This window comes from Streptomyces sp. NPDC047000 (genome assembly GCF_040644295.1).
Classification (GTDB): Bacteria; Actinomycetota; Actinomycetes; order Streptomycetales; family Streptomycetaceae; genus Streptomyces.
Genome location: NZ_JBEYWE010000002.1, coordinates 620240 through 635988 on the forward strand (window position 1 = coordinate 620240; position 15749 = coordinate 635988).

Consider the following 15749-nt stretch of genomic DNA (forward strand, 5'->3'; position numbering starts at 1 on the left):
GAGCGCGTGCGTGCCCGGCGGGTTCCGGGCTGCCCGAAGCGGGGTGGCTATGCTGCCCTGTTGTTGCGCGGACCGGACGAGGACGCCCGAAGGGGGGCGGGCCGCCCCCGGTCCGACGAGAGCGAGGAGGCGTCCGGGCACATGGAGACGACAAGTCGGGCAGTCGCGCAGACGCCGGCCGCGGAGGACGGACGACACGTCCCCTCCGCCCGGCGCACGGTCGACGGCTACCTGCTGGCGCCCTTCCCTTGGTACGGCCTCGACGAGGCGTTCACAGGGCCGCGCTGGCTGATGCAGGTGGGTACGGCGGCGGACGGGGCCGTCGAGCACGGTTCGATCGGGCACGGGGACGAGCCCTCCGTGAAGAACGAGTACGCGGTCGGGCACCCGGACGACCCGAAAGAGCGCTTCGCGGTCGTCGTGACCGTCGCCGCCAACCCGGTACGGCGCAGCGCGGACGGCACCGGGCTGATGGAGGCGACCTCGGTGTCCTCGGCGGCCTGGCTGGCCGGGATGGGGCTCCTGTCCGTCACCTGGCCCGGACAGATGGACCACACGCTGCGGGACGACTGGCTGGAGCAGCAGACCGAGACGGCGTGGGTCCTCGCGGACGATCTCGACGGGGACGACTGGTCGACGCTGTCACTGCCCGTCGACGGGGTGCCCACGGCGTTCCACTACCGGGAGTCCGAGTTCGGCTGGGTGCTGGCCGGGTCCACGCCGGGTGGGGTGCATGTGGGGGCGTACGGGCGGGGGATGAGTGCGTACGGGCTGGGGTTCGCCGTGATCAAGGACATCGATCAGTACGCGTGATGCGTGACGCGTGACGCCTGCGGCCGGCTTCGGCGGGCGGTGCCTGGCGGGGCGGAGCGCATTGCCGTGCGGCGCTGTGGGGGGTCTCGCGCAGTTCCCCGCGCCCCTGTGGGTGGCCGGGCCTCTGGGGGCGGGTGCGGGACCGTGAGGGGTTCTCGCGCAGTTCCCTGCGCCCCTGGGGGTGTTGGTGGCTGGGGTGTTGTTGCGGGTGCGGGGCGGTGGGGGGTCGGTCGCGCGGTTCACCGCGCCCCTGGGGTGGTCGGCCGGGGTGGTGCGGTGTGGGCGGGGCGCGGGAGCGTCGGGGGCTTGTGCGGGTGTTCCGGGTCTTCCCGGGGGCTGGTCCCCGCGCCTTGTGGGAGTGGGGACCGGGCGGCCGGGGTGAGGTCAGAACTTGTTCTTCGGGGTGAGGCCCAGGGACATGCCGGAGAGGCCACGCTGACGGCCGCCCAGTTTGCCGGCGATGGCGCGCAGGGCCGTGCCCGCCGGGGAGCCGGGGTCGGTGAGGACGACCGGCCTGCCGTCGTCGCCGCCTTCGCGCAGGCGGACGTCGATGGGGATGGAACCGAGGACCGGGACGGTGGCGCCCGTGGTGCGGGTCAGGCCGTCGGCGACCCGCTGGCCGCCGCCCGTACCGAACACGTCGACCATCTCGCCGCAGTGCGGGCACGGCAGCCCGGACATGTTCTCGACGACGCCCACGATCTTCTGATGGGTCTGCACGGCGATGGAGCCCGCCCGCTCGGCGACCTCGGCCGCCGCCTGCTGCGGGGTCGTGACGACCAGGATCTCCGCGTTCGGGATCAGCTGGGCCACCGAGATCGCGATGTCGCCGGTGCCGGGCGGCAGGTCCAGCAGCAGCACGTCGAGGTCGCCCCAGTACACGTCCGCGAGGAACTGTTGCAGGGCACGGTGGAGCATCGGACCGCGCCAGACGACCGGGGCGTTGCCCGGGGTGAACATGCCGATCGAGATGACCTTCACGCCGTTCGCCGACGGCGGCATGATCATGTTCTCGACCTGGGTCGGACGCCCGTCGGCGCCCAGCATCCGCGGCACGCTGTGGCCGTAGATGTCGGCGTCGACCACGCCCACCTTGAGCCCGTCGGCCGCCATGGCCGCCGCCAGGTTCACCGTGACGGAGGACTTGCCGACGCCGCCCTTGCCGGAGGCGACCGCGTACACCCGGGTCAGGTTGCCGGGCCGGGCGAACGGAACCTCGCGTTCCGCCTGGCCGCCCCGCAGGGCGGTCGCCAGTTCCCTGCGCTGTTCGTCGCTCATCACGTCGAGCGTGACGTCGACCCGTGTCACGCCCTCGACACGGGAGACCGCCTCGGTCACCCGCTGAGTGATCGTCTCGCGCATCGGGCAGCCGGAGACGGTCAGATACACGGTGACCGCGACCGCTCCGTCCGCGCCGATCTCCACCGATTTGACCATCCCCAGTTCGGTGATGGGACGGTGGATCTCGGGGTCGTTCACCGTGGCCAGTGCCTCGCGCACCGCGTCTTCCGTAGCCATACGCACGATGGTACGGCGCCGGGCGGTGCGCTCGGCCAGGCCCCTGGACGGTCTGATGGGTCACGTCTCAGCGGTCGTCCGCCTCACGGGTGCCGGATCGTTCCGCCGCGACCGGGAGACGGCCGTCGGAACGGCGGCGGTCCTCCAGTTCTTTCGTCAGGTCCTGGAGCTCGGAGCGGATCCAGTCGCGGGTGGCCACCTCACCCAGGCCCATGCGCAGGGCGGCGATCTCCCGGGTCAGATACTCCGTGTCGGCGATCGAACGTTCGTTCTGCTTGCGGTCCTGCTCCAGGTTGACCCGGTCCCGGTCGTCCTGCCGGTTCTGCGCGAGCAGGATCAGCGGAGCGGCGTAGGAGGCCTGGAGGGACAGCATCAGGGTCAGGAAGATGAACGGGTACTGGTCGAAGCGCAGGTCGCGTGGCGCGCTCACGTTCCACACCACCCACAGTATGATCACCACCGTCATCCAGACGATGAACCGGCCGGTGCCGAGGAAGCGCGCGATGCGCTCCGAGAGCCGTCCGAACGCCTCCGGGTCCCATTCCGGCACCAGCCGGCGGCGGGGCGCGCGGGGCTGGTCGAGGCGGGGCCGGGGCCGTCCGGTGGCCGTCGCCCCGGCCGGGCTGCGCTCCCGCAGCACCTCCCGCACGGCCTCGCGGCCGCCGCCGTCGCGCTCAGGAGTCATGACCGCCCGCCCTCTTGTCCTCACCGGTCACAGCCGTGCCGTCCGTGCCGTCCGTGGCACCGGTCATGTCGATCACGCCGGTGTCGGCGCGCTCGTGCCTCTCGTCGCCGGCGTCCTTCTGGTCCTTCTCGTCTCTCCCGTCCTTCTCCCCCCACGCGTCGTGCGCCTCGTGGGCATCCCGTAGGTCGCGCTCGTCCTCGGCCGGGTACGCCTCCGGGTCCGGGGCGCCGTCCCCGTCGAGGTGGAACTCCGTCTCCCGCCAGTCCTCCGGCAGCAGATGGTCCAGCACGTCGTCCACCGTCACCGCGCCCAGCAGCGAGCCGGACTCGTCGACGACGGGCGCCGCCACCATGTCGTACGTCGCGAAGAACCCGGCGACGACCGGCAGCGCCGCCTCCGGGTCCAGCGGCTGGAGGTCGTCGTCGACGAGCGAGCTGACCAGGGTGTACGGCGGGTCGCGCAGCAGCCGCTGGAAGTGCACCGTGCCGAGATACTTGCCGGTCGGGGTCTCGTCGGGCGGGCGGCAGACGTAGACCTGGGCGGCGAGCGCCGGGGACAGATCCCGGTTGCGGACCCGGGCCAGCGCGTCGGCGACGGTGGCGTCGGGCCGCAGCACGATCGGCTCGGTCGTCATCAGACCGCCGGCGGTGTGCTCCTCGTACGACATCAGACGGCGCATGTCTGCCGCGTCGGAGGGCTCCATCAGGCTCAGCAGCCGCTCCTGCTCCTCCTGGGGCAGCTCGGCGAGCAGGTCGGCCGCGTCGTCGGGGTCCATGGCCTCCAGGACATCGGCGGCGCGCTCCTCCTTGAGCTTGCCGAGGATCTCGATCTGGTCGTCCTCCGGGAGCTCCTCCAGGACATCGGCGAGACGGTCGTCGTCGAGGGCGTTGGCCACCTCGGCGCGCCGCTTGGCGGAGAGGTGGTGCAGCACGTTGGCGAGGTCGGCGGCGCGCAGCTGCTCGAAGGTGGCGAGCAGGTTCTCGGCGCCCTGCCCCTGCTCCTCCAGCGAGAAGCCGGTGACGGCGGACCACTCGACGGTGAGGGCCTCGCCCCTGCCGCGCCGGAACGCGCTGCCCTTCCTGCCGACGCGCACGAAGACCCGGTCGATCTCCCAGTCCCGCCTGGCGTGCAGCTGGGCCACCGAGAGGTCGAGGACGGTGACCTCCTCGCCGGTCTCGACGAGTGTGACGCGCCGGTCGAGCAGTTCGCCGAACACCAGCCGTTCGGTGGGGCGTTGCTCGAAACGCCGGACGTTGAGCACACCGGTGGTGATGACCTGGCCGGACTGGATGCCCGTCACCCGGGTCATGGGCAGGAAGATCAGGCGCCGGGTGGCGAGTTCGACGACCAGGCCGAGCAGCCGCGGGGGCCGCCGCCCGACGCGCAGCATGACGACGAGATCGCGGACGCGGCCGACCTGGTCGCCGGTCGGGTCGAAGACCGCGATGCCGGAGAGATGCGAGACGAAGATCCTGAGGGCGCCCGCTGCCATGGGCCGTGACTCCTTCACGAGTTCCGATGCTGCGGAGATCGCGGATTCCGAGGGCGATCTCCCTGCTCTCCCTGCTCTGCCTGTTTTCCCCGATCTTCCCGATCTTCCCGATCTCCCTGATATCCGGGATGCCTCGGATATCTCGGACATGCCTGTATCACCCGCAAGGGCGGGCTTCAGGCTAGCCCGTCCGGATCGGATATGCCCTGGTGGGAGTCCGGAGGGAGAGCGTCCGCGGCACCTCCCCGGCCCGGGTACGCTGCCTACGCCGCGCCGGTGACCCGACAGAGAGGCGGCCTTGCCCGTGACTGCTGCGACTCCCCAGGGCCGTACTCGCAGGACCGCCCGGGGCCGTACCCGCAGAGCCGCGCTGGCCGGTGCGATGTGCGTGCTGGTGGTCACGGGAACGGCGCTCACGGGGTGCGGCGAGGACCCGGACGCGGGCACCAACGGGGTCGGCAGGCTGACGCCGGAGAAGATCCAGTCGCAGACCCGTACGGCGGCCGGTTCCGTCGCGACGGTACGGCTGTCGGGGACGGTGGTCACCAGCGGCCGTACGTACACGCTCGACATGCGGCTCAAGGAGGGCGGCGGCACCGGCTCGGTCACCTCGCAGGGCACCACGTTCCATGTGCTGCGGGTCGGCGACCAGCTGTATCTGAAGGCGGGCGCCGCCTTCTGGACCCATGCGAAGGGCACCTCCGGCGCCGCCGGAGGCGACAGTGCCGCAGCGGACAAGCTCGGCGGCAAGTACGTCAAGGTGCCCCAGGGCGACCCGGCGTACAAGAAGTTCAGCGGCTTCACCGACAAGAGCCTCCTTCTCGACGGTCTCCTGACCCTGCACGGCACGCTCGGCAAGGACGGTCATCACGAGCAGTCCGGCGTCCGCACCATCCGCATCACCGGGGACAAGGGCTCCGGCGGCACCCTGGACGTCTCCCTCGAGGGCAAGCCGTACCCCCTGCGCCTGGCCCGTGCGGGCGGGGCGGGCACGCTCCGGTTCTCGGACTGGGGCAAGAGCTTCACGGTCACCCGGCCCGCGAAGGACGACACGGTGGACTACGGCGCGCAGCTGCCGGCGTCCTGAACGCCGCACAGGTACGACCGCGCACTGCCTCGCACCGGCCGGTTCGACCGCCGTCGCGGGCGGGTACGTGCCCGGGTCCGGTCCGCCCCTACGCCTTCTTGCGCCGCTTCATCAGCAGCCGGGGCAGCCCCGCCGGGACCGGGCGGCGTGTCGTCACCGGGGACGGTGCCGGGGCCGTGGCCAGGGAGCCGTCGGGCAGCGCCGCGGTGGCGCCCGTGGGGACCAGCCGCAGCACCCGGCACTCACGGGCCCAGCGTTCCGTCATCGCCTCGCCGTCGGGCGCGTTGAGCCGTTTGCCCTTCAGATCGGCGACCGCCGCCTCCCACTCGGCGGACCCGGCGGCCAGTTCGGTGACCCGCGCGGACCAGCCGACCAGGCGGCCGCCCTTGTCCTTGCTGCGGACGGTCACCTCGGCGGTGGAGCCGTCGTCGAGACCGGTCAGCGGCTGCTCCCCGGGGCCGTCGCCGACCACGCACGCCGCGCCCTCGTGCCACACGTGCCACAGTGCCCGCGCCCGGCCGCCGGGTGCCTGGACCCAGACGAGTCCGGACTTCTTGGTGGCCTCCTCGACGAGCGCCCGGTCGAGGAACGGCCCGTCCGGGACGTCCCGGCCCGCGGGCGCCTGCCCGGTGAGTGCCTGTTCGCGCGTCTCGCTCGTCATACGCCCCAGCCTATCCAGCCGTGCGGCCCGCTCCGGCCGCCCGCGGGTACCGGCGGCACTCACAGCCAGCCGTTGCGCTTCAGAGTGCGGTGGATGCCGATGCAGATGACGCCCGTGATGCCCATGATCAGCGGATAGCCGTACCGCCAGTGCAGTTCGGGCATGTACTTGAAGTTCATGCCGTAGACCCCGCACACCATCGTCGGTACGGCGATGATGGCCGCCCACGCCGTGATCTTCCGCATGTCCTCGTTCTGCGCCACGGACGCCTGGGCGAGGTTGGCCTGGAGGATCGAGTTGAGCAGCTCGTCGAAGCCGATGACCTGCTCCTGGACGCGCACCACGTGGTCGGCGACGTCCCGGAAGTACTTCTGGATCTCCGGGTCGATCAGCCGCATGGGCCGTTCGCTCAGCAGCTGCATGGGCCGGGCCAGCGGCGACACCGCGCGCTTGAACTCCAGCACCTCACGCTTGAGCTGGTAGATCCGCGCCGAGTCCACCCCGCGCGACACACCCCGGCGGCCCGGCGAGAACACCTCGGTCTCGACCTCGTCGATGTCGTCCTGCACCGCGTAGGCCACCGCGATGTAGCCGTCGACGACGTGGTCGGCGATGGCGTGCAGCACGGCCGACGGGCCCTTGGCGAGCCGCTCCGGGTCGTCCTCGAGCCGGTGCCGCAGCGCGCGCAGCGAGCCGTGCCCGCCGTGCCGGACGGTGATGAAGAACTCCCGTCCGGTGAAGCACATGACCTCGCCGGTCTCCACGACCTCGCTGGTCGCGGTGAGTTCGGCGTGCTCGACGTAGTGGATCGTCTTGAAGACGGTGAACAGCGAGTCGTCGTAGCGCTCCAGCTTGGGGCGCTGGTGCGCCTGCACCGCGTCCTCGACGGCCAGCGGGTGCAGCCCGAACTCGCCCGCGATACCGGAGAATTCGGCCTCGGTCGGCTCGTGCAGACCGATCCAGACGAACCCTCCGTCGCGCCGTGCGGCGCGCAGCGCCTCGTGCGGGGTGAGCGGCAGGTCGGTGCGGACGCGGACGCCGTCGCGGTAGACGGCGCAGTCGACGACGGCCGAGGGGGTGCCGGGGTCGCGGGTGGTGTCGTAGGCGGGGCCCGTGCCGGCCGCGGTGCCGGTGAGGTGCAGCGCGCTCTTGCGCAGCACGGGGCGGGCGGGGCGGACTGCGGCGCGCAGGTCGCGGATCATCGACATGGCGGGTTCCTTCGCAACGCGCGGCGAGGCCACGGCCGTCGACGGCTGGAACTCTCCGGAATGAGGACGTCCTGCGTGCGGATGTTTGGCACGTCCACAAAGCGGGGAGCACCGCACCATCGCGGTGGTGGGCTTCGCTGCTGATTCGGATCAAGCGGAACGGAACGGAACGCTCTTCCGAAGACGCGTGCGACCACGCGGACACGACATGAGAGGTGGCAGACAGCCAGGAGCCGGAGCTACAGCCGGAGCTACATCAGAGGCCGGAAGAGCGAGTGGTACTGCCCGGGTGACTTCGATCCATTGCAGCCCCACCTCCTCCAGCCGGTCCCCCGTGAGGGACGTTCGATCCCCGTGGGGGGAGTCTCATCGGCGTCGGGACTTACCGCGACGCCAGTGCGTGCTGCCCGAACTCGCCCAAGACTAGCAGCCGGGGGAAGTGTCAAGGTTGACCTTTGCCCGTTACTGACGAGTTCTATGCTCACCGCATGGTTGATGTTCTCGCTCTGGTCGAGGCCCGGTTGAGCAGCGCGCTCGGCGCACCGGACGCGCGCGCGGCGGTCACCTTCCTCGGGACGGACCGTATCGAGGTCCTGCGTTTCCACGAGGCCGGTCACGGCGGAAGCCGCGGGGGAGACGGCCGGGGAGGCGGCGGGGGAGACCTGGGGGGCGGGATCGTCCGCTACGCCACGCTGGGCATGTCCGCCCACCCGATGAACGACCCCACGGCGGTGGCCGCCGACCCCCTCCGCGGGCCGCGCGCCGAGCTGGTCCTCTCGGTCCGTCAGGGCCGCGCCGACACCGACAAGGTCCTCCGTACGCTCGCCGTGCTCGCCGCGTCACCGCAGGTCGAGGGGGTGGTCGTGGCGCCCGGGGGGTCGCTGGAGGTGGGCGGGCCGCTGTGGCCGGGCGCCCCGTTCACCTCGGTACTGGTCGCCGAACCGGGCGGCCTGGTCGAGGACCTGGAACTCGGCGCGCCCCTCGACCCGGTGCGCTTCCTGCCGCTGCTGCCGATGACTCCGAACGAGGCCGCCTGGAAACGGGTGCACGGCGCCCAGGCGCTGAGGGAACGCTGGCTGGGCCGGGGCACGGATCTGCGCGACCCGGTCCGCGCGTCGGTGCCGCTCGACTGACCGGCGCCGGCCCCGCCCGACCGGCCGTCAGTCCCGGCGCCGGGCGGGGGACGGCGTGAGCAAGCTCACCAACACCGACCCGGCGCGGGCGAGTTGGTCAACGTTCGGCAAAGACGCTGACGCTGTCCTGTGCCGCGTGGCGCGTCACCAGCTTTTCGGCCTCGTCGTCGAGTGCCTCGCGCCGTACGAACACCACCAGCGCGCCCGCCACGGCGGTGACCGCCGCGACCACGAACGGGACGCGGACACTGCCGGTCCACTCCTCGATCTTCGGCGCGAAGTACGGTGCCGCGGCAGCCGCGAACCACCGCACGAAGTTGTAGCCCGCGCTCGCCACCGGCCGCGGCGCGTCCGAGACGCCCAGCGCCAGTTCGGTGTAGACGGTGTTGTTCACGCCGATGAGCGCACCGGACAGGATCGTGCAGACCACGGCGGTGGTGTGGCCGCCGAAGCCGAGGACCGCGACGTCGGCGCCGAGCAGCACCAGCGAACCGCCCAGCACCTTCAGCGAGCCGAGACGCTCCTGCAGGCGCGGTGCCACCAGCACCGAGAACACGGCGAGCAGCGCGCCCCAGGCGAAGAACACGGCGCCGGACCGGTAGGGCGTCATGTTCAGCACGAACGGGGTGAAGGCCAGCACGGTGAAGAACGTGTAGTTGTAGAAGAACGCCGAGACCGCGACCGAGGCCAGACCGCCGTGGCCGAGGGCCCGCAGCGGGTCCAGCAGCGAGGTCCTGCGGGCCGGCTTCGGCTGCTCCCTCAGGAACACCGTGATGCACAGGAAGCCGATCGCCATCAGCGTGGCCGTGCCGAAGAACGGGTAGCGCCAGCTGAGGTTGCCGAGCAGCGCGCCCAGCAGGGGGCCGCAGGCCATGCCGAGGCCGAGGGCGGACTCGTAGAGCAGGATCGCGGCGGCGCTCCCGCCGGCCGCCGCGCCGACGATGACCGCGAGGGCGGTCGACACGAACAGCGCGTTGCCGAGCCCCCAGCCGGCCCGGAACCCGACGAGCTGCGCGACCGAGTGCGAGGTGCCGGCGAGCCCGGCGAAGACGACGACGAACGCGAGGCCGAGCAGCAGGGTGCGGCGCCCGCCGATCCGGCTGGAGACGAAGCCGGTGAGCAGCATCGCGACGGCCGTGATCAGGAAGTACGAGGTGAACAGCAGGGAGACCTGGCCGGGTGTGGCCCGGAGGCCCTGGGCGATGGACGGCAGGATCGGGTCGACCAGTCCGATGCCCATGAACGCGACGACGGACGCCCCCGCGGTGGCCCAGACGGCTCCCGGCTGCCGCAGGAGGCCCCTCGCCCCGGCGTCGAAGGGGTCCGTGTGCCGCTTCGCCGGGTCCTCCTGTGTCGGGTCCGCCGGGGTCAAGTCCTCCGGTGCCGTGTCCTCCGGGGCCATGTGCTCCTCCTGTCGCTGCCGCTCGTCCCACCCATCCCACCCTGACGAGGGATGGTTGCTGTTTACACATACTAAGTTAGCTTAGGTAACTAATGCAATTGTCATCTAAGTTTCTGGTCGTGACGGTTCGGTCCGGACGGGTGATCGTCCTTGACGTGGCGGTGCAGGGGTAGGACCGTGGGGCGCTATGAGGGGCGAACCCAGTTGCCCGAAGTGCGGTGGCCGGGTCAGGGCTCCCGGTCTCTTCGCCGATTCCTGGCAGTGCGATGTGCATGGAACCGTGCATCCGGTGCAGCCCGTGGTCCCGCCGAGCGTCGAGGCCCTCAGCGTCGCGGTGCACCGCACCCGTGTGCCGGTGTGGATGCCGTGGCCGCTGCCGGTCGGCTGGCTGTTCACCGGCGTCGCGAGCGCCGGTGACGACCGCGGCGGCGGCCGTGCCACGGCCATGGCCTGCTCCGGTCCCGGGCCGCTCGGCGGCATGGGCGAGCTGATCCTGGTCGCGGAGGAACTCGGTGTCGGTCTCGGCGCGCGGTACGCGGGCATGGCCGGCCCCGACCCCGGACCGGACCTGGACGTCGAGAAGCCACCGGAGGTCAAGGTGCTCGCCGCGGGCCGCCCGACCCCGCTCTGGCATGTCTCCGGGGCCCCGGACGACCGCGCCGTCTTCGCGGGCGAGGCGCTCGGGATGTGGCTCTGGGCCATCGTGTGGCCCGAGCAGTCCGGGATGCTGATGTACGACGAACTCGTGCTGGCCGACCTGCGGGACGTGGGCGCCGAGGTGGACCTGGTGCCCTGCGGGGCCCTGTCGCCCCGGCTGCTGGAGCCCTGAGCGGGGGAGGCGCGGCGTTTCCGGCGGGGCACGGCGGGGCCGGGATGACGTCGGAGGCCGGGGTCACGGCGGGCGGGCGTCGCCGGTGGGCCGGGTCACGGCGGGCCGGGCGTCACCGGCCGGGTCGCGGGTGGGCGCCGACGGCTGGTGACGGGTGGCACAGCCGGCCGGTGCCGTGCGGGGGTACGGGTGTGCCGTGTTGGGGGTACGGGTGGGGGCGTACGGGGCCGCTGCGGTGGCGGCGCGGGCGGCGGGTGCCGCAAGGGGCGGGTGCCGCAGGGGGTGTGCGGCGGCCGTGGGTGGGACGGAGGCAGGTCCGGGACGCGGCTATCCTTAGGCGTCCGAATCTTCCGTGCCGATCACCCGTCTGGAGTACGCGTCGTGCGCATCGACCTGCACAGTCACTCCACGGCCTCCGACGGTACGGACACCCCGGCCGAGCTGGTCCGCACCGCGGCCGCGGCCGGTCTGGACGTCGTCGCGCTCACCGACCACGACACCACCCGGGGCCACGCCGAGGCGATCGCCGCGCTGCCCGAGGGACTCACCCTCGTCACCGGCGCCGAGCTGTCCTGCCGTGTCGACGGCGTGAGCATGCACCTCCTGGCCTACCTCTTCGACCCCGAGGAGCCCGCCCTGCTCGCCGAGCGCGAACTGGTGCGCGACGACCGGGTGCCGCGGGCCCGGGCCATGACCGCCAAGCTGCGGGACCTCGGCGTGCCCGTCACCTGGGAGCAGGTGGCGCGGATCGCGGGCGACGGCTCCGTCGGGCGGCCGCACGTCGCGAGCGCCCTCGTCGAGCTGGGCGTCGTGGCGAGCGTGGACGAGGCGTTCAGCGGCGCATGGCTCTCCGACGGCGGCCGGGCGTACGTCCCGAAGCACGAGACCGACCCCTTCGAGGCGGTCCGGCTGGTCAAGGCCGCCGGTGGCGTCACCGTCTTCGCCCACCCGGGCGCGAGCAAGCGCGGCCGTACGGTGCCGGAGGCGACCGTCGCGAAGCTGGCCGCGGCCGGGCTCGACGGCATCGAGGTCGACCACATGGACCATGACACCGGCACCCGCGCCCGGCTGCGCGGCCTGGCCGCCGACCTGGGACTCCTGGTCACCGGCTCCTCGGACTACCACGGCAGCCGCAAGACGTGCGTGCTCGGCGAGTACACCACCGACCCCGAGGTCTACGGGGAGATCACCCGGCGCGCGACCGGCGCGTTCCCGGTGCCGGGCGCGGGCGGAGCCTGAGGCGGACCCCCGCCCTTCCCCGCCCGTCCCCCTTTCACCCTTTCGCGCAAGGCCCGTTTGTGATGTTCGACGTCGCCGTCTTCGGTTCCCTCTTCCTCACCCTCTTCGTGATCATGTCCCCGCCGGGGATCACCCCGATCTTCCTCGCCCTCACCGCGGGACGGCCCGGCAGGACGCAGAAGCGGATGGCCCTCCAGGCCGTCTGCGTGGCGGGCGGTGTCATAGCCGTCTTCGGGCTGCTCGGCCAGCAGATCCTGAACTATCTGCACGTCTCCGTGCCCGCGCTGATGATCGCGGGCGGCCTGCTGCTCCTGCTGATCGCCCTCGATCTGCTCACCGGCAAGAGCGACGAGCCCGAGCAGACCAAGGACATCAACGTCGCCCTCGTACCGCTCGGCATGCCGATCCTCGCCGGGCCCGGCGCCATCGTGTCGGTCATCCTGGCGGTCCAGCGCGCGCACGGCGTCGCCGCCCAGGCGTCCGTGTGGTCGGCGATCCTCGCCATCCACGTCGTGCTGTGGGTCGTGATGCGCTACTCGCTGCTGATCATCAAGGTCATCAAGGACGGCGGCGTCGTCCTCGTGACCCGGCTCTCGGGGATGATGCTCTCCGCGATCGCCGTGCAGCAGATCATCAACGGGGTGCTCCAGGTCGTGGGCAGCGCATGACCCCCGTGCCGCGCCCCGGACACAGCGCAGAGCCCCCGTACGACGTCGTCGCCGTACGGGGGCTCTGAAGCCACTGTGTGCTGTGCCGCTTGTCGACTGCGGGCTCTGCTGTGGTGTGCTCTACTGCTGTGTGGTGCGATCCGCGTCAGTTACGAGGCCGGGGTCTCGGCCGGCCGGATCCACAGTCGCTGCCCGAGGGCGGCGGCCTGCTGGACGATCCGGTTGACGGAGGCGGCGTCCACGACGGTGGTGTCCACGGTGGTCCCGTCGACCTCGTCGAGTCGCATGATCTCGAAGCGCATAGCTTCTCCCTTCGTCGCGTGGTTCTGATCTATTCAACGGGATGCTTGTTACAAACATTCCCTACGCTAAAGAAATTTTTCGAACGGCTAACTACCGACCGGTAAATGATCGGACGGAGACCGACCGGGACCGGTTGTGTTCGCAGCGTGACCGCCGGGACAATGGATGCGATGAACGACGACCAAGAGGCTCTGCACGCCCGTATCGACCGCACCAACGAGCTGCTCCAGCGCATGCTCGCCGAGGTGGCGAAGACGCCCTCCACCCATGCGATCTTCGTCGACGCCGGATACCTCTACGCGGCCGCGGGACGGCTGGTCGCCGGCACCGAGGACCGCAGGGCCTTCGACCTCGACGCCGAGGGACTGATCGACGCCCTCATCGACAAGGCCCGCACGATCTTCGCCGACAGCAGACTGCTGCGCGTGTACTGGTACGACGGCGCCCGCCGCCGTATCCACACCTCCGAGCAGCAGTCCATCGCGGAACTCCCCGACGTGAAGGTCCGCCTCGGCAACCTCAACGCCAACAACCAGCAGAAGGGCGTCGACTCCCTGATCCGCTCCGACCTGGAGTCCCTCGCCCGGCACCGCGCCATCAGCGACGCGGCCCTGCTCGGCGGCGACGAGGACCTGGTCTCGGCGGTCGAGGCGGCGCAGGGCTACGGCGCCCGGGTCCATCTGTGGGGCATCGAGGCCCCCGAGGGCCGCAACCAGGCCGAGCCGCTGCTGTGGGAGGTCGACAGCCAGCGCACCTTCGACCTCGACTTCTTCAAACCGTACGTGTCACGGCGTACGGGACCGGCCTACGAGTCCGCCCACGCCCTCCGTCCCTCCCGCGAGGACGTCCGCTTCATCGGCGCCCAGATCGCCGCCAAGTGGCTCTCCTCCCGCGGCCGGGACGCCCTGCTGGAGCTGCTCCCCGGCCACCCCTACCTCCCGGGCCCGGTCGACCAGGACCTCCTCGTCGAGGCCGAGGGCATGCTCCAGTACTCCCTGCGCGGTCAGGCCGACCTCCGCCGCGCCCTCCGGGACGGCTTCTGGCAGCACCTGCAGACGCAGTACTGAGACCGGGTCGCGACCGGGCCGCGCTCACTCCGGTGCGGCGCCGACCGTGTCCCAGAAGTCGGCCAGCGCGTGGGCGGTGGTGTCCGGCCGGTCGGTGTTGGGGGAGTGCTCGGCGCCGGGGACGACGGTCCGGCGGGCCGCGAGCCGCAACGCCATGTCGTCCAGCAGCGGTACCGGCCAGGTGTCGTCCCGGGCCCCCGACACCACGTGGAAGGGCAGGGGCAGGACGGCCAGCTCCGCGACGCGGTCCGGTTCCGTGCACAGCTGCCTGCCGGTCGCGATGAGCTGGGCGGGCTTGTTGCCGAGCCAGCGGCGCCGCAGATCCGCCCGGCCGACGAGACCCGCGTCGAGACCCGCGCCGGGATCCCCGCCGGGAGCGGAGGCGCCGTTGGCGCCCGTGTCGGTCTCCTCGGGTGTCTCCATGGCCTGGATGGCCTCCCAGACCTCGGCCATCGACATCACGGCCAGCGCGTCCCGCAGCAGCTTCACACGCTGCTGCTGGCCGGTCGAGATCGCCGCCGGGCCCGACGCCATCAGGGTGAGCGAGACGAACGGCGCGTGGTCGAGCAGCACGGCCGCCCGCGCGATCACCCCGCCGAGCGAGTGCCCCAGCAGATGCACCCGGCCGTCACCGAGCGCCTCGGCCTGCGCGAGCACGTCCCGTGCCAGCTCCTCCTGGGCGTAGGCCGACTCGTCGTGCTCGGGTCCTCCGGACTCGTACTGCCCGCGCCCGTCCACCGCGACCGTCCGGTACCCGCGGGTGGCCAACGCCTCGTGCAGCGGGTTGAAGTCCTCCTTGCTGCCGGTGAACCCGGGCAGCAGCAGCGCGACCCCCCTGGCCGCCACCCCGGCAGCCGGGGGCGCGTCGACGACGGCGAACTCACCGCGCGCCGTCGGCAGGGCGTAGGCACGGGCACCGGGCGGCGGGGCGAAGGACGGAGGCCTGCTCATGGGACCGAGGCTAGCGGGCGCGGGCACCGGGCGGAGCGAGCGGGGGCCCGGGACGACGGGGGCGGGGCCACTGGGCGGGGTGCCCGGCCCTGGGCGGGCGTGGTGCGCGGCCGCGCGGTCGCCGGACGAACGCCGACGGCCCGGCCCACACGGGGTGGGCCGGGCCGTCGGCGGTGACCGGACGGGTGTCCTCGTCGCCGGGCGATCGCGTCTCCGCGCGGATCAGGCCTCCGGTGCCTCGACCGCGACCGCCGCCTTACGGGGCCGGCGCGTCCGGGGCTTGGCCTCGGACGCGTCGGGGGACGTGACCTCGGCTGCCTCGACGACGACCGCGGTCGTCGTCGCCTTGCGGGTCCGCCGACGCGGCTTGACCTCCGGCTCGTCCGTGGCCTGCGCCGGGATCTCGGCGCAGGCTGCGGGGGCGGTGGCCTTGCGGGTGCGGCGGGTGCGCGGCTTGGTCTCCGTGCCCTCCGCCGTGTCGACGGCGGCTTCGGCGGCCGGTGCCTCGGTCGCCACCGCGGCCTTACGGGTCCGGCGCGGCTTGGCCGTCCCGGTGGCCTCGGCGACTTCCGGCGCGGCCTCTTCCACGGCAGCGGGGGCGGGGGCGGTGGCCTTGCGGGTGCGGCGGGTGCGCGGCTTGGTCTCCGTGCCCTCCGCCGTGTCGACGGCGGCTTCGGCGGCCGGTGCCTCGGT

General features: G+C 72.3%; 15 protein-coding genes and 1 pseudogene. 7 read left to right on the forward strand and 9 right to left on the reverse strand.

All coding sequences use genetic code 11. The annotated features are described in order from the left end of the window. Positions 1–141: 141 nt before the first annotated feature. Positions 142–813: a hypothetical protein gene (locus tag ABZ862_RS06120; protein WP_360952952.1), complete on the forward strand. Its 672-nt coding sequence runs from the start codon at positions 142–144 to the stop codon at positions 811–813. 384 nt (positions 814–1197) lie between these two features. Here the strand turns inward: ABZ862_RS06120 and ABZ862_RS06125 are convergent, their stop codons facing one another. The 3 genes from ABZ862_RS06125 to ABZ862_RS06135 all read right to left on the reverse strand — a co-directional run bounded on the left by ABZ862_RS06125 (position 1198) and on the right by ABZ862_RS06135 (position 4508). Next, entirely contained in the window at positions 1198–2331 is a 1134-nt protein-coding gene (locus ABZ862_RS06125) for an Mrp/NBP35 family ATP-binding protein (protein ID WP_360952955.1), read from the reverse strand. A gap of 67 nt (positions 2332–2398) precedes the next feature. Further along, entirely contained in the window at positions 2399–3016 is a 618-nt protein-coding gene (locus ABZ862_RS06130) for a DUF1003 domain-containing protein (protein WP_360952958.1), read from the reverse strand. Then, positions 3006–4508, reverse strand: a complete 1503-nt coding sequence (locus ABZ862_RS06135) for a CBS domain-containing protein (RefSeq protein WP_360952961.1) — start codon at positions 4506–4508, stop codon at positions 3006–3008. The genes ABZ862_RS06130 and ABZ862_RS06135 overlap by 11 nt, the downstream gene beginning before the upstream one ends. A gap of 382 nt (positions 4509–4890) precedes the next feature. Here ABZ862_RS06135 and ABZ862_RS06140 point away from each other — a divergent pair, with 382 nt between their 5' ends. Then, positions 4891–5595: a hypothetical protein gene (locus tag ABZ862_RS06140; protein ID WP_360953137.1), complete on the forward strand. Its 705-nt coding sequence runs from the start codon at positions 4891–4893 to the stop codon at positions 5593–5595. Between the two features lie 88 nt (positions 5596–5683). Here ABZ862_RS06140 and ABZ862_RS06145 read toward each other — a convergent pair whose 3' ends face one another. Further along, entirely contained in the window at positions 5684–6256 is a 573-nt protein-coding gene (locus tag ABZ862_RS06145; protein WP_360952964.1) for a hypothetical protein, read from the reverse strand. A gap of 59 nt (positions 6257–6315) precedes the next feature. Beyond that, a complete protein-coding gene (locus ABZ862_RS06150) occupies positions 6316–7464 on the reverse strand; it encodes a magnesium and cobalt transport protein CorA (protein WP_360952967.1) in 1149 nt (382 codons plus the stop codon). Between the two features lie 488 nt (positions 7465–7952). Between ABZ862_RS06150 and ABZ862_RS06155 the strand changes: the two genes are divergently transcribed. Further along, positions 7953–8597, forward strand: a complete 645-nt coding sequence (locus ABZ862_RS06155) for a suppressor of fused domain protein (RefSeq protein WP_360952970.1) — start codon at positions 7953–7955, stop codon at positions 8595–8597. Positions 8598–8694: 97 nt separating this feature from the next. On the opposite strand, the gene ABZ862_RS06160 is transcribed toward ABZ862_RS06155, so the two are convergent. Then, positions 8695–9999 carry an MFS transporter gene (locus tag ABZ862_RS06160; protein WP_360952973.1) on the reverse strand — a complete coding sequence of 435 codons (1305 nt, stop codon included), beginning with the start codon at positions 9997–9999 and terminating at the stop codon, positions 8695–8697. 187 nt (positions 10000–10186) lie between these two features. On the opposite strand from ABZ862_RS06160, the gene ABZ862_RS06165 reads away from it, so the two are divergent. The 3 genes from ABZ862_RS06165 to ABZ862_RS06175 all read left to right on the forward strand — a co-directional run bounded on the left by ABZ862_RS06165 (position 10187) and on the right by ABZ862_RS06175 (position 12735). After that, positions 10187–10828, forward strand: coding sequence for a DUF6758 family protein (locus ABZ862_RS06165; RefSeq protein ID WP_360952976.1), 642 nt, complete (start codon positions 10187–10189; stop codon positions 10826–10828). A gap of 381 nt (positions 10829–11209) precedes the next feature. After that, on the forward strand, positions 11210–12067 hold the full coding sequence (locus ABZ862_RS06170; RefSeq protein ID WP_360952979.1) for a PHP domain-containing protein: 858 nt from the start codon (positions 11210–11212) through the stop codon (positions 12065–12067). A gap of 62 nt (positions 12068–12129) precedes the next feature. Beyond that, positions 12130–12735 carry a MarC family protein gene (locus ABZ862_RS06175; RefSeq protein ID WP_360952982.1) on the forward strand — a complete coding sequence of 202 codons (606 nt, stop codon included), beginning with the start codon at positions 12130–12132 and terminating at the stop codon, positions 12733–12735. Positions 12736–12884: 149 nt separating this feature from the next. Here ABZ862_RS06175 and ABZ862_RS06180 read toward each other — a convergent pair whose 3' ends face one another. Continuing rightward, positions 12885–13037: a hypothetical protein gene (locus tag ABZ862_RS06180; protein WP_360952985.1), complete on the reverse strand. Its 153-nt coding sequence runs from the start codon at positions 13035–13037 to the stop codon at positions 12885–12887. A gap of 171 nt (positions 13038–13208) precedes the next feature. On the opposite strand from ABZ862_RS06180, the gene ABZ862_RS06185 reads away from it, so the two are divergent. Then, entirely contained in the window at positions 13209–14105 is an 897-nt protein-coding gene (locus tag ABZ862_RS06185) for an NYN domain-containing protein (RefSeq protein ID WP_360952988.1), read from the forward strand. A gap of 24 nt (positions 14106–14129) precedes the next feature. Here the strand turns inward: ABZ862_RS06185 and ABZ862_RS06190 are convergent, their stop codons facing one another. Beyond that, the gene (locus tag ABZ862_RS06190; RefSeq protein ID WP_360952991.1) at positions 14130–15056 is read right to left on the reverse strand and encodes an alpha/beta hydrolase; all 927 of its coding nucleotides are present in this window, start codon (positions 15054–15056) and stop codon (positions 14130–14132) included. Between the two features lie 222 nt (positions 15057–15278). Beyond that, positions 15279–15749 (reverse strand): annotated as a pseudogene (locus tag ABZ862_RS06195) (ATP-dependent helicase); the annotation flags it as partial.